General features: G+C 58.9%; 15 protein-coding genes. 10 read left to right on the top strand and 5 right to left on the bottom strand.

Annotated features, from left to right (window positions below; all coding sequences use genetic code 11):
• Positions 1 to 300 carry a hypothetical protein gene (locus ACZCED_RS02855; RefSeq protein ID WP_464860169.1) on the top strand — a complete coding sequence of 100 codons (300 nt, stop codon included), beginning with the start codon at positions 1 to 3 and terminating at the stop codon, positions 298 to 300.
• A gap of 182 nt (positions 301 to 482) precedes the next feature.
• Here the strand turns inward: ACZCED_RS02855 and ACZCED_RS02850 are convergent, their stop codons facing one another.
• Positions 483 to 1,619 (bottom strand): MFS transporter, encoded by a 1,137-nt coding sequence (locus tag ACZCED_RS02850; RefSeq protein ID WP_462967930.1) that lies wholly within the window; start codon positions 1,617 to 1,619, stop codon positions 483 to 485.
• A 281-nt stretch (positions 1,620 to 1,900) separates the two neighbouring features.
• On the opposite strand from ACZCED_RS02850, the gene ACZCED_RS02845 reads away from it, so the two are divergent.
• The 9 genes from ACZCED_RS02845 to ACZCED_RS02805 all read left to right on the top strand — a co-directional run bounded on the left by ACZCED_RS02845 (position 1,901) and on the right by ACZCED_RS02805 (position 10,584).
• Positions 1,901 to 3,223: a B12-binding domain-containing radical SAM protein gene (locus ACZCED_RS02845; RefSeq protein ID WP_464860168.1), complete on the top strand. Its 1,323-nt coding sequence runs from the start codon at positions 1,901 to 1,903 to the stop codon at positions 3,221 to 3,223.
• Positions 3,223 to 4,365 carry a beta-ketoacyl-ACP synthase III gene (locus tag ACZCED_RS02840; RefSeq protein ID WP_464860167.1) on the top strand — a complete coding sequence of 381 codons (1,143 nt, stop codon included), beginning with the start codon at positions 3,223 to 3,225 and terminating at the stop codon, positions 4,363 to 4,365. The genes ACZCED_RS02845 and ACZCED_RS02840 overlap by 1 nt, the downstream gene beginning before the upstream one ends.
• A gap of 12 nt (positions 4,366 to 4,377) precedes the next feature.
• Entirely contained in the window at positions 4,378 to 4,803 is a 426-nt protein-coding gene (locus ACZCED_RS02835; RefSeq protein WP_462967927.1) for a DarG family dialkylresorcinol biosynthesis protein, read from the top strand.
• A 53-nt stretch (positions 4,804 to 4,856) separates the two neighbouring features.
• Positions 4,857 to 5,855 (top strand): BtrH-related acyltransferase DarH, encoded by a 999-nt coding sequence (gene darH, locus ACZCED_RS02830; protein WP_462967926.1) that lies wholly within the window; start codon positions 4,857 to 4,859, stop codon positions 5,853 to 5,855.
• A 93-nt stretch (positions 5,856 to 5,948) separates the two neighbouring features.
• Positions 5,949 to 6,203, top strand: a complete 255-nt coding sequence (locus ACZCED_RS02825) for a phosphopantetheine-binding protein (protein WP_319253835.1) — start codon at positions 5,949 to 5,951, stop codon at positions 6,201 to 6,203.
• A gap of 3 nt (positions 6,204 to 6,206) precedes the next feature.
• Positions 6,207 to 7,388 (top strand): beta-ketoacyl-[acyl-carrier-protein] synthase family protein, encoded by a 1,182-nt coding sequence (locus ACZCED_RS02820; RefSeq protein WP_462967925.1) that lies wholly within the window; start codon positions 6,207 to 6,209, stop codon positions 7,386 to 7,388.
• Positions 7,385 to 8,446: a beta-ketoacyl synthase N-terminal-like domain-containing protein gene (locus ACZCED_RS02815; RefSeq protein WP_464860166.1), complete on the top strand. Its 1,062-nt coding sequence runs from the start codon at positions 7,385 to 7,387 to the stop codon at positions 8,444 to 8,446. Before ACZCED_RS02820 ends, ACZCED_RS02815 begins: the two co-directional genes overlap by 4 nt.
• Positions 8,447 to 8,459: 13 nt before the next feature.
• Entirely contained in the window at positions 8,460 to 9,239 is a 780-nt protein-coding gene (locus tag ACZCED_RS02810; RefSeq protein ID WP_462967923.1) for an ABC transporter ATP-binding protein, read from the top strand.
• Complete coding sequence (locus tag ACZCED_RS02805; protein WP_462967922.1) at positions 9,232 to 10,584, top strand: ABC transporter permease; 1,353 nt, start codon at positions 9,232 to 9,234, stop codon at positions 10,582 to 10,584. Before ACZCED_RS02810 ends, ACZCED_RS02805 begins: the two co-directional genes overlap by 8 nt.
• A gap of 220 nt (positions 10,585 to 10,804) precedes the next feature.
• Here ACZCED_RS02805 and ACZCED_RS02800 read toward each other — a convergent pair whose 3' ends face one another.
• The 4 genes from ACZCED_RS02800 to ACZCED_RS02785 all read right to left on the bottom strand — a co-directional run bounded on the left by ACZCED_RS02800 (position 10,805) and on the right by ACZCED_RS02785 (position 17,428).
• Positions 10,805 to 12,244: a TolC family protein gene (locus ACZCED_RS02800; protein WP_462967921.1), complete on the bottom strand. Its 1,440-nt coding sequence runs from the start codon at positions 12,242 to 12,244 to the stop codon at positions 10,805 to 10,807.
• 103 nt (positions 12,245 to 12,347) lie between these two features.
• Positions 12,348 to 15,584 (bottom strand): efflux RND transporter permease subunit, encoded by a 3,237-nt coding sequence (locus ACZCED_RS02795; protein ID WP_462967920.1) that lies wholly within the window; start codon positions 15,582 to 15,584, stop codon positions 12,348 to 12,350.
• On the bottom strand, positions 15,581 to 16,936 hold the full coding sequence (locus ACZCED_RS02790) for an efflux RND transporter periplasmic adaptor subunit (protein ID WP_462967919.1): 1,356 nt from the start codon (positions 16,934 to 16,936) through the stop codon (positions 15,581 to 15,583). The genes ACZCED_RS02795 and ACZCED_RS02790 overlap by 4 nt, the downstream gene beginning before the upstream one ends.
• A gap of 27 nt (positions 16,937 to 16,963) precedes the next feature.
• Positions 16,964 to 17,428 (bottom strand): MarR family winged helix-turn-helix transcriptional regulator, encoded by a 465-nt coding sequence (locus tag ACZCED_RS02785; RefSeq protein ID WP_462967918.1) that lies wholly within the window; start codon positions 17,426 to 17,428, stop codon positions 16,964 to 16,966.
• Positions 17,429 to 17,795: the final 367 nt, after the last annotated feature.

The following is a 17,795-nucleotide window of genomic DNA, read 5'->3' as shown; positions in this document are numbered from 1 at the left end:
ATGGCACCGATATACCAGCCGGTGCTGGGCCATTCAATGGCCCGGATTCAGGGACCGATTTTGGAAGTCACCATGCGGCCGGTAGGTTCAAGCACCGCCCTGGCTACATCGATAAGGGGCCCCTCGCAATCGCTGCCGGGTCTGATGTTGAATGACGGCCATGTATCAGAGACCAACACGATATCCTCTGTCCATGTTGATCGAGAAAAAATGCTGAGAAAAAAAGAAGTAAATGAAAGCCTGTGCGCATCGGATTGTTCTCCCCATCTGAATTTAACGGAAGTCGAATCAACAGGTTGACGCCGTCTGGTTTCAGCACAGGCCGCAGAGACAGAAGCACTGGTCCAGCATTGCGGGGAACATTCGTTGCGACGGGAACGACGGTTCCAGCAGGCAGCGGCGGGGCCGTTGGTATCCGTTCCTGTTGATGTTATATCCTTATTGGCCGCGCAGGTCAAAAAGTTTAGCATTACCAGGATTTTCTATCGAGAACTGCTTGCAGCCGGTTGCTTTGGCGTTGTGCGGATCCGCTGGACGGCGGTCAGGGATACCAGGGCCATGACGGCTCCGGCGATGAAGGGGATGCGGTAGTCGACAATCCAGAAGTAGCCGCCGATGGCCGGCAGAAAGACGGCGGCAATGTGGTTGATGGTAAATCCCACGGCCATGGTCGGCGCCACGTCACCGGGATCTCCCACTTTCTGGAAAAAGGTATTGATGGCCATGCCGAAGTTAAAAAAGATATGGTCGAGAAGGTACAGTCCGGCGGCCACCCATTTCGAATCGGTGAAGGCGTATGCAAGGAATACGGCGATCAGGCTGGCGTATTCAAGAGAGAGTACCCTGCGTTCGCCGAAACGGATAATGGCTCGGCCGATGGTGGGGCTGAGAAAATAGTTGATGGCATTGTTCAGCACAAACAGCACGGTCACTGCCTGAACAGAATAACCAAATTTCTGGACCAGCAGCAGCACTGAAAAGGCGATGAAGATCTGACGCCGGGCGCCGGCCATGAAGGTCAAAAAATAGAAGAGGCTATAGCGCTTGCGAATGATCATCCGCTTGCGCTGGGAAACGATGTCGGCACTGGCGGGCCTGCGGGTGAATCCCCACAGGGCCATGGCCATAATGAGCGCCCCGATGAGCAGGTACATGTGCGTGAAATCCAACGTGGACGCCATGACAAAGATAAACACCCCAACGACAATGCTAGATGCGGCAGAAATGCTGCGCAGTTTGCCGAACACCCACGGAGATGTCTGCTTGTCGAAATACTGGAGGGTGAGGGACATGTTGGTGGTTTCGTAGTAGTGAAACCCGAAGCTCATTACCAGGGTCGTCAGGGCCAGACCCGAAAAGGAAGGGAACCACCCGGTGACAAAAATGCCCAGCCCCAGCAGCAGGATGGACAGGGCGGAGAGCCGGTGCTCCGGAATGAGCCGAATAATAAAGATCGCCAAAAGGGCCAGAAACCCGGGAATCTCACGGATCGATTGGATGAGGCCGATACCGTCGCCATCCAGTCGGGCCACCTCTACGGCAAAGTTGTTGAAAAGGGTGGTCCACGCCTGCAACCCCATCGTGGAGCCGACGGTAAGCACGGCCAGGTAAATGAACATCGGGTTTTTCTTAACAGAGTCAGTCACAGCGCCGGGTCTCGAAGATCAATCAGGTCGTTGAACAGGTGGGTTGATCTACCACCAATGGGATAGCCAGACAAGCATGATTCTTTTTTGGAGTTGATTTTTCAATGTAAATCCCGTTAAAAGTTACGGTTCGATAGTATTCGATTGGCCAGCAGTCCCAACGCCACCTCGTAGAAAAGGCCGCCGGCCTGTCCCCTATGATCAACAATCGCCTGTGTGGATCCGGAAAGAATGGACGACATTCATTAGCCGATATGAACATTTTACTGATCAACCCCCCCAATTGTGGTCGCAGTATCCCCGAAGAACATTACGGGATCACCAGCATCAAGATGATCTTTCGCGGTGAACCGCTGTCCCTTGAGACCCTGGCCGGCAATCTGGAGGGGCACCCGGTGGCCATTGTCGACCTCAAGGCAGACCCTTTGGGGCTTTCACCGGAACGGCTCCCTTTTACCCCGGACGTCGTCGGGCTGACGGGCGTCACCTGTGAGGCCAACACGGTGACCGCCATCGCCGAGGAACTCAAGGCACGATTCGGGGCCACCGTCGTGGTAGGCGGCCACCACGCTTCCTGCGACCCCGGCTTTTTCAGCAAACCATATGTGGACTACGTGGTAACCGGCCTGGGCAAGCTCAGCTTCAGGCAACTCATCGACACGCTTGATGCGGGTGAAAAACCCGAAATCCCCGGGGTTCTCAATATTCGAAAAGGGGTTCCGGAGCCCTTCACCCCGCGCTGCTATACCACCGCCGATCTTGTGGATGATCGTGCCCCGCGCTATGACCTGGTGCAGCAACATCGCGACACCTATGTGATGAGCGGCGTGGGGGGCAAGACCGGGTTCGTGGCCTCGGCCTTCGGTTGCACCCACCACTGCGCTTTTTGCTGCATTCCCAACATGACCGCGAACCGATACTTGCTGCACAGCAACGCGTCGGTGGTCAGGGACGTTTTGGCCCTTGGCGAGGTAAACACGATTCGCCTGGTGGATGCCAACACCTTCGGCAACGTCGGAATTGCCCGCGATCTGGCCGATCAACTCATGCAGGCAGGCGTACGCCAACCCCTGGTGGCGGATGTCCGCTCGGACACGGTGGTGGCAAACCCCGGGTTATTCGAACGTTGGCGCAAGGCCGGGCTCGCCGTGGCGGTCATCGGCTTTGAAGAGATCAGCAACCGTCGACTCTCGCAGCTGAACAAGCGCAACACCGTGCAGACCAACATCGAGGCCACCCGGATATTGAAAAACCTGGGTATTCGCATCGTCGGGGACTTCATCGTATCGCCGGACTATGAGGAGGCGGATTTTAAACGGCTGGAAGCCTTTATCGATCGCAGCGACATCGATCTGCCCATTCCGGCCATTCTGACCCCTATTCCAGGAACCCCGCTTTACGAGCAAATGCGTTCCCGTATCATCGTCGACAACCTGGATTACTACACATTTACCAATGCCGTTGTGGCGACGAAAATGGCGGAAAAGCACTTTTACCAACGCTATGCAGGCCTTTTGGAACGCTGCCTGTCCCATCTGCATTTGGGTGGGGACCAAGCTGGAAAGGAAAATGAGTGATGCGTGTGTTTATCAACCGGCTGTCGGCTTTTTTACCCAACGCACCGGTTTCCAACGACGAAATTGAGGCGGTGCTGGGGCAGGTGGATCAGGTGCCGTCACGCGCGAAACGAATTGTATTGAAAAACAACGGCATTGTTAAGCGCTACTACGCCGTGGACCGCCAGACCCAGGCCTTGACTCACAGCAATGCCCAGTTGGCTGCCGAGGCCGTGAGAGGTCTGGCGGACGGGGAAGGATTCAGCCTTGAGGATATCGAGTGTCTGTGCTGCGGCACCACCAGCCCGGACCTGCTTTTTCCGGGCCATGCGCTCATGGTGCTTGGCGAGTTGGGCCTGCCGCCGCTAGAGGCGGTCACCACCGCCGGAATTTGTATTTCCGGCATGACCGCCTTCAAATATGCCGCCATGAACGTCGCCAGTGGAATGAGCGCCAACGCGGTGAGCGTTGGCTCCGAGCTTTCCGCCTCATTCATGCGGTCCACCTTTTTCAAACCATCGCAAAACCCGGATACCCAAGTGGACAGACGACCCACCCTGGCCTTCGACACCGACTTCCTGCGCTGGATGCTCTCCGACGGAGCCGGCGCCGCCCTGTTGTGCGACGCACCCAACCCTCACGGGCTATCATTGCAGGTAGACTGGATTGACAACCTGTCCTACGCCGGCGAACTGGACACCTGCATGTACGGCGGCGGCATCAAGGGGGACAATGGCAAGGTTTCCGGCTGGCGCGTGGTGGAAAAGATCCAACCGAAGGATGAAAAGTGCCTAATGGCCGTCAAGCAGGACATCCGCCTTTTGGAGGTCAACATCGTCACCACCATGCAGCGCGCCCTGCAGACCAGCATGGACAAGCACGGGCTTCGACCGGAAGACGTGGACTGGTTTCTGCCCCACTATTCATCGGCCTATTTCCGGGACAAGTTCTACAACGGCATGGCGGCCATCGGATTCGAGGTTCCCTACGACCGCTGGTTTACCAACCTGGCTGAAACGGGAAATACGGGCAGTGCGTCCATCTACATCATTTTGGAGGCACTGTTTTCCTCGGGCAAACTGAAACCCGGCCAGCGGCTGTTGTGCTTCATTCCGGAAAGCGGTCGTTTTTCGCACTGCTTCATGCACTTGACCGTCGTTTGAGGATCTGAACCCATGAAAACCAATGAAGTCCCACAGGACCGGGGCATGATGAACGATCACCGCCGGGAGGTGTGCTACGCAGTGGATGACCAGGGAAACTACGTGCTGGTCGACAGCGCTGGCTGGGATCCCAAAAACGTTGCCAACGGCCAGGCCTGGAAGTTGATCGACAGGGCCGCCGTCGCCGCTCTGCAAAAAGTCCACCGCGGTCAGGCGAGCCCACTGTCCTACCACATGGCCAGGCACCAGATGAGCGTGGGCCTGTTGGCCAAGTATGCGGGGGTAGGCCGACTGAAGGTCTGGCTGCACCTGAAGCCCGGTCCGTTCAGCCGTCTGGCACCCGCTGCGCTTCAACGCTACGCCGACGTTTTCGACATCTCCGTCCGGGAGTTGAAGACGGTCCCGGAAACCCACGCTTCGCGATCCCGAAGCGTTTGACCCATTCGCACTCAATGGTGGTCGGCGCCTTTGCGCCCCGCCGAAAAGGATATATGAAAATCGATTTTGCCCACAAACAATCAGCCCACTGCGAAAGTGGCGTCTGTTCGAACCTGCTCCGCCACTACGGCCTCGAGATCAGTGAAGCCATGGCCTTTGGCATGGGATCCGGCATGTTTTTCGGCTATCTGCCGTTCATCCGCGTCAACAAGCTGCCCCTGACCACATACCGCTGCGAGGTGGGTGGCATCTTCAAGCGCGTCACCAAACGCCTGGGATGCCGGGTGCACTGGCAGAAATTCAGAAACCCGGACAAGGCCATGGCGGCCCTGGATGAACAACTGGACCAGGGCGTCCCGGTTGCCTGCCGTACCGGCGGCTATTGGCTGCCGTATTTTCCACCGGCCTTCCGATTCCACTTCAACATGCATAATCTTGTGGTCTATGGTAAAGAGGGGAATGACTACATCATCAGCGATCCGGTATTTCCGGGTCCCGAGCGCTGTGCCCATCGGGACCTGCTCAAAGCCCGGTTCGCCAAGGGTGCCATGGCCCCCAAAGGAACCATGTACTATTTGAAACAGGTGCCCCGCCAGGCGGATCTGGCCCCGGCCGCCCGCAAGGGCATCCGGGAGGTGTGCCGACGCATGCTGAGCACACCGGGTCCGGTGATCGGCATACGCGGAATTCGCTTTCTTGCCGGTCAGGTCAGGAAATGGCCGCAAAAATTGGGCGAAGAGCGGGCGCTGCTGTATGTGGGCCAGTTGATCCGCATGCAGGAGGAACTGGGTACGGGAGGGGCAGGCTTCAGGTTCATGTTTGCCGCGTTTCTTCAGGAGGCTGCCACGCTTCTGGAAACCCACCACCTGGTGGAACTGTCCCGTGCCATGACCGAGGTCGGCGACCGCTGGCGCAAGTTTGCCGTCATCGGCGGGCGCCTCTGCAAGGGAAGGGCGTCAGGGGAGGATTCCTACGAAGCCATGGCGACGCTCCTGAACGAATGTGCCGACGGTGAGTCCGCCGTCTACCGGGAATTGTTGCAGATCGTTTGACAGGGCACCTGGGGCACTGAAATCAGGATCACATTTTTCTTTCTGTTAACACCCCGATACGATGTGATGGCCGTCGAGGGAAAGCGTGGAACCATGACGATACAACAGCGGCTCAAGGAAATCCTGGTGGTCGAACTCAACCTCGAGGATTTCACACCGGAAACGATCGACGACGACGAAGCGCTTTTTGGCGGCAGGCTGGGGCTGGATTCCATCGACGCGCTGGAAATTGTCTACCAGGTGGAACAGAATTTTAACATTCCGATGAAGGAGATGAACGAAGCCCGTGCGGCCTTTCAATCCATCAACACCCTGGCGGCCTTCATCGAGGCCCGATTGCAGGGCTGATCCATGAAGCCCGTCGCCATAGCCGGTGTGGGATGCATCTGTGCGCTGGGCGCCACCCACGACAGCTGCATGCAGGCCTTGTACACGGGCGAGCGCAACTTCAGTCTTCCCAGCCGGTTTCCGGTCCACTGTGAGACCTCGCAACCGGTGTTCGAAGTACCCGATCGTTTCCTGGACCCGTGGCCGTTTCCCAAAACCCTGCCGCGCACGAGCCGGATGACCCTCATCGCCACCGAACAGGCCACGGCCCAGGCACACCTGAAGCCCGGCGACCTGACGAGATCACGGGTGGGCGTTTGCATAGGCACAAACATCGGCGTCACCGCCGGGTATGAAACCGGCCAGGCCGAAACCGACGCGTTTCTGCTGCCGAGAGATCGGTTCCTCGCCACCAACCCCACCAGCCTGGTGGCCAATACGCTTGACCTGTCCGGTCCTCAACAGACCGTGGCCAATGCCTGCTCGGCCGGCTCGGATGCCATCGGCATCGCCGCTGCCTGGATCGCCGCAGGAACCTGCGATGCCGTGATCGCCGGAGGCACCGACGAACTGACCCCGCGGGTTTACTATGGGTTCAAGTCCCTTTTTATCAACGATGAAAATCCCTGCCGGCCCTTTGACCGGGATCGAAGGGGGCTGAACCTGGGAGAGGGGGCCGCCGTCTTTCTCCTGGCATCGCAGCGCTTTTGCCGCTCACGGCAAATTGATCCGTTGGGATACATACTGGGGTACGGTGCTGCCGCCGATGCCCACCATTTTACTCAGCCGCGATCTGACGGCCTGGGACTGCGGCTGGCCATCGACGAAGCACTCTCCTCCGCCGGTGTTCGCAACGATCAGGTCTGCTTCGTCAATGCCCACGGCACCGGGACGCCTGACAACGACCTGGTGGAAAGCCAGGTCATCGCCGATCTTTTTCCCGGAAAACCCTTTCTGTCCACCAAAGGCTATACCGGCCATGCTTTAGGTGCCGCCGGACCCATTGAAGCGGCCATTACCTTGGGATGCCTGACGCGCGGGATCCTGCCCGCCACAGCAGGCTATGAGACCCCGGATCCGCAAATACCGGTCCGTCCCGTGGCCGTTTCGACGAGGATCAGTGGAATGGTGGCGGTAACCCAGACCCTGGCCTTCGGGGGCAGCAATTCGGTGCTGGTCATCGGATCGAAAGGGGTCCTGCCATGAAGGCGGCCATTTGCGGCGTCGGTGTGGTAGGCGGCTTCGGCAACGGGTTACCCGCTCTGGAAAAGGTGCTGGCCGGCGCCCGGGTTTCACCGACGGAGGTTTCCATTCCGACCCGGGAAGGTCCCGTTCAGGTACCTTGCCTGATGGCCGACACCGGTCCTCTGGCCGATTATGTGCCCACGCGGGTCCTTCGCCGCATGGACCACTATATCCGGCTGGGACTGTTGGCGGCTTTTGAAGCCATGACCGACGCCAATATTATTGATAAACACCGGCGCGGACGCCTGGGCATCATCGTGGCCACCGGCAACGGCGCCACCGGCAACAATTACGACTTTCAGTACCCCTTCGAAGATAGGGAAGAAATCTGCGGATCTCCCATTCGCTTTTCAAATTCGGTCCATAATGCGGCCGCCGCTTACCTATCCATCGCCTTGGAGGAGATGGGCCCCAACCATTCCATCACCCACGAGGATCTCTCCTTTCCCTCGGCCCTGATGACCGCGGTCACCTGGCTGCAGCAGGGCCGGGTGGATGCCGTGCTGGTGGGCGGCGTGGATCAACTGTGCCATGCCCATGCCTATGCCTGGCATGTGCATCGGCAGGCCCGGAAAGTTGTGCGGGAGGTGGAAAAAAATGAACGGCCGGTACCGCTGGCCGGTGAAGGAGCCTGCTTCGTCGTCCTTAAAGCGGTCGAAAGGGAGGCCACCCCTTACCCCGTTATCCGGGAAACGGGGCTGGGGCGCGCCAGTAAAGGTCCACTTCCCCGACCTGCGGGGGAATTTTATATTCTGGGAGAAGGTGGTCTTGCCGCTACCCGTGCGGATTACCGGGAATGGATAGAACCTGGCGCCCGCACCGCCTGCTATGCCCATGTTTACGGCGATCTGACCATCGACAGCGCCTTTGACACGGCCATTGCTGCCCTTAGCCGCAAAAACAAACTGATCTACTCCGCTGACAGCGCGGCGCAACCCATTGAATTGCCGGTTGATCATTCAATCGTCTGCCTCAAACTGGGCGTGGGGAACACCTACGGCTGGACTATTTTTGATTGACAGGTTAGCGATCGTGATATCCGAAACCGCCCATTTAGCATCCATCCCGATCGTCCTTGAAGCCACCGGACTGACCCATCACTACCCGGGAAATCCGCTTCCGGCGTTGGATGGCCTGGATTTGCACCTCCATGAGGGCGAGGTTTTCGGACTGCTGGGACCCAACGGTGCCGGCAAGACCACGGCCATTGCTATTCTGAGCACGATTCTGACCCCCGGGTCGGGTTCGGTGGTCATCAAGGGCCACGACCTGCGGCGTCAACAACGCGCCGTGCGCCGGATCATCGGCCTGGTCCCCCAGGAAATCGCCCTCTATCCGGCGCTTACCACACGGGAGAACCTGCGTTTTTTCGGCAAACTCCACGGTTTAGGAGGCGAACTGCTGATCCGGCGGATCGAGGAGACCTTGGCGGCGGTGGGGCTGGAAACCCGGGCCGATCAGCGGATCGGCACCTTTTCCGGCGGAATGAAGCGCCGGGCCAACCTGGCGGTGGGAATGCTTCACCATCCGCAGATTCTCTTCCTGGATGAACCCACGGTGGGCATCGATGCCCAGTCGCGCAACCTGATTCTTGACAGAATCGAAAACCTGAGAGACAGGGGCACCACGGTGCTGTATACCACCCACTACATGGAAGAGGCCCAGCGCTTGTGTCAACGGATCGCCATCATGGACCAGGGACGGATCCTGACCGAAGGGACCCTGGACCAGCTGCTGGCGCAGGGTCCCCCAGGCTGCGATCTTGGCCGACTGTTTCTTCACCTGACCGGCAAGCAGTTAAGGGATGGGTAAAATGCGCCAGTTGATCAGCGTCATCCAGAAGGAACTCCTGCTCCTCGTCCGCGACCGGGCGGGGCTGCTGGTGCTCTTCGTCATGCCGGCGGTGCTGGTGGTGGTGATCACCCTTGTCCAGGAAAATGCCTTGACCGCCATAGGAGAAAACCAGACCCGCATCCTGCTCATCGACGAAGATGGGCAAACCTTGGCCCGGCAGATCGCGGATGCCCTGAAGGCCACCGAGGGGGTGACGGTAACCGAGGCCATAGACGGCAGGACGCCGGATCGGCAGCTGGCATTGGAACGCGTGGCCAAAGGCGCGTATCAGCTCTGCCTGATCATTCCACCCGGAATGACCGGCACAGTGCTCGACCGCGCCCGGCAGAGCGCCCTGGAAAGTCTGTCCATGGAGGATGCAAAAGGGGGGACGATGGCCCCGGCGCCGGTGGTCGACGTATATTTCGACCCGACCGTTCTGGGCGGTTTCCGTTCGGCGGTTCGACATCTGTTGGATCTGATGATCTTCAGGCTGGAGGTAGGTGAAAAAATGGCCGCCCTGGCCCGGCTGCTGCCCGATCACATTAACCGGTCAATCGCCGCCGCCCTTGAACCCGTTGCCGATTTTATTGCCCAGCCACCGCAGGTGGATCTGAAACTGAAGTGGTCCGGTCTCCCCCTGCTGCGGGCGGAAGAACGCAAGACACTGACGGGCCGGATGACGGCAATCCCCACGTCGGTGCAACAGAACGTACCGGCATGGTCCCTGTTCGGCATCTTTTTCATTGTCCTGCCCATGGCCGGTGCCTTCATCCAGGAACGCATCAACGGAACCCACCAGCGCCTGCTGGCCATGCCCGTGAGCTATCTGACCCTGGTGTCCGGAAGAATCCTCGCCTATATGGGAATTTGCGTCGTGCAATGCGCCTTGATCGGATGCATCGGCAAATGGATTTTGCCGTTGTGGGGAACCCCTTCCCTGGAGATGGGCGGCGCCCCCCTGGCCCTGGTGATGGTGACCGCCAGCGCCATCCTGGCCGCCACGGGATACGGCATTTTACTGGGGACGGTGGTCGACACGTACGAGCAGGCCTCCATGTTCGGGCCGATCTCCATCGTCATCGCAGCCGCCATCGGGGGCATCATGGTTCCGGTGTATGCCATGCCGGCCTTCATGCAGTCGATCAGCGTCCTGTCCCCTTTGTCATGGGGACTGAATGGCAGCCTCGACGTATTCGTCAGGGGCGGGGGTCTGATGGATGTGCTGCCTGAAGCCGCCGGGTTGACGGCATTCTTCGGGATCTGCGTCCTGATTGCGTGGCTGTGGCAGCGGCAGCGGAGCTTTAGCGGCAGGGTCAGCTAGCGTGTCAATCGATCCGTTTTTCCCGGCATGGCGCCCAATCCAAAACCGGTCTTCGATATCTTCGCCAACGCCAGTGCGCCGAGTCCCGCCATCAGATTGAACCTTACCCGCGACCCCGATGAACGGGCGCTCCGCTTCGCTCCGACAAGCCATCGAAAATGCAATCGCCATCATTGTTTTCAACGGAAGGGAACCATCGATAGTAGCTGAAACAGCGTCATCAGGGTGCATCGGCGGTGCCGTAGGTGACCAGGATATTGCCCGTGCGGGTTTCGAGCTCCACCCAGGCCTGGCGCAGGCCGACCAGGGCCAGGGCCAAGTTGCTCTGGGCCGTGGTCAAATCCTTTTGGGCTTCGTTGAGGCGGACCAGAGACCCCTGTCCGGCGTTATATTCCTTTTCGACCAAATCCCGGGTGCGCTGCACCAGATCGACATTTTCACGCTGGAGGACGACCTGCGCCTGAGCCGTCATGACCAGCGCAACGGAGCTGCGGATGTCCGAGGTCGCTGAAAGCACCAGCTCCTCCATCCGTTTTTCCAACTCTGCCCTGCGATGCCGTACCTCGCGCACCTTTGCCCGGGTGAAGCCGCCGGAAAACAGGTTGTAGGAGAGGCCGACCTGGACACGGTTGCCGAAATCGTCCTGCCCGAAACCCGGATCATCCACCCGCTCCCCGTCAAGGCTGCCGGCCAGGACAACCGTTGGATAATAGCCGGACTGGGCGATCTTGGTCTGAGCCTCGGCCTGTTTGATGCTCCACTGGACCTGCTGGATATCCGGGCGGCGATCCATGGCATTGGCAATCAGCTCATCCACCGGCGGGCTGGACAGTTCCGGGGCGGTCTCCGGCGAGAGGCGGGCCAGAGCGACATGCGCCGGCAGCCGCGAATCGGGGATGCCCAGCAGGGCGGCCAGCCCGTAAAGGGCGATCTCGTGCTGGTATTCCTGGTTGATGCGGGTGGTCTTGGCCTGGTTTTTTCGCACCTGGAAGTTGAGCACGTCGCTCAACGCACCTGTACCTACCCGCTGGCGGGCCTCGGCGTCGGCCAGCTGACGCTGATTGAACTCCTCATCGGCCCTGGCGATGGAGATGTTCTCCAGGGCCAGTTGGGCTGAAAAATAGGATAAGGCCACGGCCGAAATCAGGAGCCGCCGGGCGTCATTCAATGCGGCGGTGCTGGATTGTTCGCCATACCGCGCCGAGGCATTGGCAAATTTGCGTTCGAACCCGTCAAAGAGAGTCCACGATGCGGTCAGATCCGCATTGTAGTATTTTTCAGGATCCGTGACGGATGCACGCGGGTTGAAAAGCCTGGCAAGTGCCAGGTTCTCCTGGTAGGCGTTTTCGGAAAGATCCACCCGCGCGCCGGAAGCATTGGCGTCCAGCCGGGGCCAGTAGGTGGAACGCGCCTGATCCACCTGGGCCTTGGCCTGCCGAACGCGCGCCGCTGACGCTTCGAGTCCGGGGTTGCCGGCCAGGGCGATCTCCACGGCGGTGTCGAGGTCCAGGGTCGACATGGCAGCCCAGTCGACAACACCGGCAGAGCGCGGTTCCACGGACGTTTTCGAGGCAGGAGCTTGCTGGGCGATGCCCGCCCATGGCAGGAAAACACCCCAACAGAGCATGGGCAGAATAAACCAACTGACTCTTCTTTTCATTTTTTCACGCTTTCTTTATTGTAATGAAAACAGCCACCGCCCAATTAAAAGCGGCCGTCCTGGTTGCAGGCCGGGACCGGAGGATGCCAAGTTTGGGTGGACGCTATTTGCAGACATCCACCGATGGCGAGAGCCGTTGCGCCGGGTCGTCGGCCAGGGGGTCCTCGTGCCGGTTCCTGGCCGGTTCCACCTCCAGGCGCCTGGGCCAATACCCGTGTTTGACACGGTGCACCACCAGTCTCAGGTCGTTCAGGATGGCCAGCAGGCTGGGAATGAGAACCAGCGTAAGAACGGTGGCAAACGCAACACCGGCCGCAATGGAAAGCGCCATGGGAATAAGAAACTTGGCTTGAAAATCGGTCTCCAGAATCAAGGGCGCCAGTCCGCCCACCGTACTCAAGGTGGTCAGGAAAATGGCCCTGAAGCGCCGCGTTCCACCCTGAAGGATCGCTTCAAAAAACGGTACCCCGCAGGCAAAATTCTCATTGATTCGCTCGATGAGCACAATGGCGTCGTTGACCACCACCCCGGTGAGTGCCACCATGCCGAAGATGCTCATGATGGACAGATCGTAGCCCATCAGCAAATGGCCGAATACGGCGCCGATAATACCGAAAGGTACGGTAAACATGATCACGAAAGGCTGCGCGTAGGACCGAAACATGGTGGCGATAACAATAAAAATGCCCAGCACCGCCAGCGGAAACCCGATAAAGAGGCTGCCGAAGGATTCGCGCATCTTCTTCTGCTCTCCCTGAAGGGCCACGAACATACCGGGATGGCGTTTTTTCAACTCGGGGAAGTAGTTGGCCGACAACTCAGCAAAAATTTCGTTGGCATTGGCTTTATGGGTGTCCACACCGGCACTCACGGCCACCCGGCGCATGCCGTCGGTTCGGGTAATGGTGGAAAATCCGGGGGCAAAGGTGACGTCGGCGACGGACATGAGCGGAACCTCAAAGCCACCGGCAGTGCGGATGCGAACCTGGTCCAGGTCGGACAGCCGGCTGCGTTCATCGGCGGTATAGCGTACCTTTACCCGGATGTCATCCCGGCCCCGCTGAAGACGGAGCGCCTCGTCGCCATAATAACCGGCATAGATCTGGCGCGCCAGATCCTGCACGGTGAGTCCCAGCGCCCTGGCCTCCGGCTTGAGGCTCAGTCGCATCTCGTTTTTGCCGGGAGAGAAGTCGGTGCGGATCTGGTACACGCCGTCGAATTTTCTCAGCCGTTCCATCAACTCGTCGGCAGCCACCAGGATATCGTCCATGTCGTGGCCCTGCAGCCAGACCTCGATGGGATCACCGGGCGGGCCGGCCTCCATGCCGGAAAAGGTGAGCGATTTGATGCCGGGTAGGGTACCGATCTCCTTTTCCCAGAGCACCATCAGCTCCTCCGTATGGATGCCCCGGGCATCGGAATCCAGCAGAATGGCCTGGACAGAGCCATAGTGCGGTCCCACCTGGGGCATGTCGCCCAAGGTCTGACCGACTAGCGTCAACCGATCCCGAACCAGCGGATCGCCGGATCGGGTCTGAAGGGTCTTTTCCAGCCGCGTCAGGGATGCCTCGATCTCTTCAATGGCCCGCCGTGTGACTTCAGGCGGAGTGCCGCTGGGAAATTCAGCCGTGGCGGTCATCACAAACCCGTCAAGCTTGGGAAAAACCTCGAATTTGATGATGCCGCTGCGAACCAGGCCGACGGTGAGCATGAGCACCGTGATGGCTGTTGCCAGGGATATGTAGCGCCAGTGCAGGGCCTTGCTGAGAAAGGGCATGTAAACGCGGGCCACAAACAGTTCCATCCAGCGGGAGGTGGCCTGTTGGACGCGGGACAGTCGCCGGACCAGCCTCCTTTCCTGATCAATGGGCCGGTTGGGAGGCGGCAGATGGCTCAAATGGGCCGGCAGCAAAAAGAGGCACTCGACCAGCGACACCACCAGGCAGGCGATCACCACGGCGGGCAGGATAGAGATGAACTTTCCCATGATACCGCCCACGTAAAACAACGGCATGAAGGCCACAATGGTGGTGAGCACGGCGGCAATCACCGGCATGCCCACCTCCGACACCCCGTCCACAGCCGCTTTCAGGGCTGTCTTGCCCTGCATGCGATGGACGTAGATGGCCTCGCCCACCACAATGGCGTCATCCACAACGATGCCCAGCACCATGATCAGGCCGAACAGTGAGATCATGTTGATCGTACCGCCCATGGCCCAGAGGATGACCAGGGCACCGGCAATGGAAATGGGGATGCCCATACCGGCCCAAAAGGAGAGCCGAGCATTGAGAAAACACCACAGCAGCAAAAAGACGATGCACAGGCCGATGATGCCGTTTCTCATCAACAGGTCGATGCGCGCCTTGAGCATGTCGGTGTTGTCGTACAGAATCTCGATATTGGCGCCCTGTGGTATCTGCTGCTGCTTTTCGTCGATGTACCGGGTGATGGTTGTCGAGATCACCAGGGCATCTTCTTCAGGCGTTTTGTAGACAATCAACAGAACGGCCGGCTCACCGTTGATCGTGGCGGCAATGGGGTCCTCGGTAAACCCGTCGTCGATATGGGCCAGCCGGCCCAAGGTGACCACATCCCCCTCCGGACGCGCCAGCACCACGACCGAGGCCAACTCCTCACCCGTATATTTGCGTCCCATGGTGCGCACCCGGATCTCCTCCTCGCGGGTACGGATGGTTCCGCCGGCCAGGTTGAGGCTGCTGCGGCGGACGGCATCGGTCACGTCGGAAAAGGAAATGCCGTATTGGCGCAGCCGCTCCTCGGAGACTTCGATGGCGATTTCATAATCGCGCGCACCGAAGGTTTCCACCTGCGAGATGTTGGGCAGTTGCTGTATTTCGTCTTTAACCTGCTCGGACCACTCCTTGATCCGCCGTTCGGACATATCGCCGGACAGGTAGAGCAGCGTCACCACATCCTTGAGCAGCAGCTCGCTGATCACCGGTTTTTCCGCATCCACCGGGAATGTGGAGATGGCGTTGACTTTGGTGCGAACCCGGTCGAGCACCTCGTCCACATCGTAATTTTCGCGGACTTCGATATTTGCCGAACCCAGCCCTTCGGACGATTCGGTGGTGTACTGTTTGATGCCCTCGAGTCCTTCGATGGCCTCTTCGATCTTGCGGCTGATCCCCTCTTCCACCTCCTCCGGATCGGCACCGGGATAGGGCACCGAGATGGTGATCATGTCCAGGGAGAACTCCGGAAAGGTTTCACGGATCATATTGGCCGTAGCGATGTAGCCGGCGATAAATATCAGCACCAGGATGATGTTGGCGAACACGGTGTTCCTGGCAAATGCGGCAAGTACCCGTTTCATGATGCGGGCTCCCCCTTGGCCGAGTCATCGGCAAATTCAAGCAGCGCGTTTTCAAGCGGGTCGATGAGCCGGGTGAGAATCACCGTATCACCCGCGTTGATCCCCTGGCCGACATACACATACTCTCCTTCGATGCGCTCCACGCGCACATCCACCGTTTTGAGCCGGTTGTCGGCATTGACCAGATAGGCCTTGTTTTCGAAGTTTACCGCCTGGCGGGGCAATCGATATACGTCGCGCATGGTCCGGCCGGGTATATCGACCGTGCAGAACATTCCTTCCACCAGCGGCAGCGCATGGTTGCCGTCGCCCATGGCTGATCGGGCATTGACCCGCACGGCCACGGTGAGGGTGCGGGTCTGCTGGTCGAACTTCACCACCCGGTTCAACCTGCCGGTCCAACCGAGTCCGGTTTTATCTTCGGTCCAGCGTATGGAACATTCAACAGGCGTAAGGCTGCCGAACCATGCTGTCGGCTGTCGATCACTGACCGGCTCGAACTGGAGCCAGTGACGGGCATCGCGGCTGTCGAGCGATACCTGAATTTCCAGGACGCTATCGTCGACCAGGGTCAGGACATTTTGCCCGGGGGAGACATACTGGCCGGTCTCGACGGTTACGGATTGAATCCGGGCGTTAAAGGGCGATACGATCGCACAGCGGGACAGGTTGGTTTCAGCCACGGAGAGACGCGCCCGTGTCGATGCCAGACTGCTCTCGGCCTCCCGGATCTGCAAGGGGTAGAGGCTCACCGCCTGGGATATCTGATCCGCCTGATCCAATGCGCTGTTATAGGCACGCTCGGCCTGATCGATCCCGGACCGGGTCCCCACACGGTCCGCCTCGAACAGCCGCTTGATCCGCTCGAACTCAGCCTTGGCCAGTTGGGCGCTTCTTTCAAGGGTTTTCAACCGCTGGCTGTCGATGGCATATAGCTTTTTCAACCGCGCCACGGTGGCCTGCCACTGGGTCACCCCGGCCCGGGCTTCCTCGAGACCGGCCTGGTAATCGGACGGATCGATACGGAACATGACATCGCCAGTGGGAATAATCTGCCCGGCTTTGAGGTCAGGGTGCGTGTAGACCACCCGGCCGGAGACTTCCGGTGCAATGGTCACCACGGTCAGAGCTTTGGCTTCACCGAAGCCGGATATGATTACCGGATAGTCCCGGGGCTGAGCCGTGGTGGTTTTTACCTTGATGGGCCGTTCCTCGGTTTTGGCCTCGGCGGGAGGCTCTTTGAGGCTGGCCAGTCCGTTCATTCCCACCCAGCCCGACACAAGAATCAGCACACAGACGCCAATGCGGATCATCACGTGTTTTTTCGGCCGATTTTCCTGCTTGATATTCATTTCGATTCCCTTGAATGAGGCTGACAATTATTTGTTTTCCAGTACCTGCTTGATCTGCCGGAGTACCTCGCACCACTTTTGGGTGGTTTCCGGCCCGACCGCCTCGACCAGATCGACAAACGCACCCAGGATCATCTCCTCCACCCGGGCGATATCCTCCAGCGCCTCGGGAGAAACCCGGATAACCACCTTGCGACGATCCTGATCACTTGGAACGCGGGTCAGGAGCCCCCGCTCCACAAGCCGGTCCACCATGGTGGAAACCGACGGCGGGGATACGTTCAACAGCGCTGCCAATTCCGTAACGGACACCGTTTCGCGAACCCGGATCATCATCAGCATGTTCATCTGCGGTGCAGACAACTCCCCGAAACGGTCCTCCTTGGAGGTACTCATGCAGGCTCCGGTGGATATCCGCATGATCCGGTCATGGATCATTCTGCCGGTGGTGAATATGTAACGGGCACGGCTCAATACATCTTGATCGGTCATGAACGCCTCCAATAATTGTGAGGGGTTCAATATAAATAAATCAAATTTTTTGTCAATATAATATTTAATTTTTCTAATTAATAACCATCAAAACTTTTCCCGCGTGCCCACCACACGCGCGTCCCCCGTTGAACAGGTTCGGCCAAGCATAGACGCGTTTGACCGGTCAGCCTTTGCAAAATGGTAACAACCGGTATCAAATCGTAACAGCCCGCCCAACAAACAGCCCGTATTGGTGACCAATGGTGCCGGGAAAACAGGTGCAAGGCCGACAGGCGAACGGACCAGTGATGGATCGACCATGGTTTTTATCTTGGGCTCATGTTAAAGAAAGGCCATCGGCGGCCGATAATGTGGGAAACGTTCA

This window comes from Desulfosarcina sp., assembly GCF_055467485.1.
Note: the sequence above shows the minus strand (reverse complement) of the source record. Positions and strands in the feature narration are given on the sequence as shown.

Excerpts from the sequence above, each read along its gene's own strand:
- ACZCED_RS02835 (WP_462967927.1), top strand. The coding sequence starts at position 4,378 with ATGAAAACCAATGAAGTCCCACAGGACCGGGGCATGATGAACGATCAC.
- ACZCED_RS02855 (WP_464860169.1), top strand. The coding sequence starts at position 1 with ATGGCACCGATATACCAGCCGGTGCTGGGCCATTCAATGGCCCGGATT.
- ACZCED_RS02785 (WP_462967918.1), bottom strand. The coding sequence starts at position 17,428 with ATGACCGATCAAGATGTATTGAGCCGTGCCCGTTACATATTCACCACC.
- ACZCED_RS02825 (WP_319253835.1), top strand. The coding sequence starts at position 5,949 with ATGACGATACAACAGCGGCTCAAGGAAATCCTGGTGGTCGAACTCAAC.
- ACZCED_RS02795 (WP_462967920.1), bottom strand. The coding sequence starts at position 15,584 with ATGAAACGGGTACTTGCCGCATTTGCCAGGAACACCGTGTTCGCCAAC.
- ACZCED_RS02850 (WP_462967930.1), bottom strand. The coding sequence starts at position 1,619 with ATGTTCATTTACCTGGCCGTGCTTACCGTCGGCTCCACGATGGGGTTG.
- ACZCED_RS02800 (WP_462967921.1), bottom strand. The coding sequence starts at position 12,244 with ATGAAAAGAAGAGTCAGTTGGTTTATTCTGCCCATGCTCTGTTGGGGT.
- ACZCED_RS02845 (WP_464860168.1), top strand. The coding sequence starts at position 1,901 with ATGAACATTTTACTGATCAACCCCCCCAATTGTGGTCGCAGTATCCCC.
- ACZCED_RS02840 (WP_464860167.1), top strand. The coding sequence starts at position 3,223 with ATGCGTGTGTTTATCAACCGGCTGTCGGCTTTTTTACCCAACGCACCG.
- ACZCED_RS02790 (WP_462967919.1), bottom strand. The coding sequence starts at position 16,936 with ATGAATATCAAGCAGGAAAATCGGCCGAAAAAACACGTGATGATCCGC.
- darH (WP_462967926.1), top strand. The coding sequence starts at position 4,857 with ATGAAAATCGATTTTGCCCACAAACAATCAGCCCACTGCGAAAGTGGC.
- ACZCED_RS02820 (WP_462967925.1), top strand. The coding sequence starts at position 6,207 with ATGAAGCCCGTCGCCATAGCCGGTGTGGGATGCATCTGTGCGCTGGGC.
- ACZCED_RS02805 (WP_462967922.1), top strand. The coding sequence starts at position 9,232 with ATGGGTAAAATGCGCCAGTTGATCAGCGTCATCCAGAAGGAACTCCTG.
- ACZCED_RS02815 (WP_464860166.1), top strand. The coding sequence starts at position 7,385 with ATGAAGGCGGCCATTTGCGGCGTCGGTGTGGTAGGCGGCTTCGGCAAC.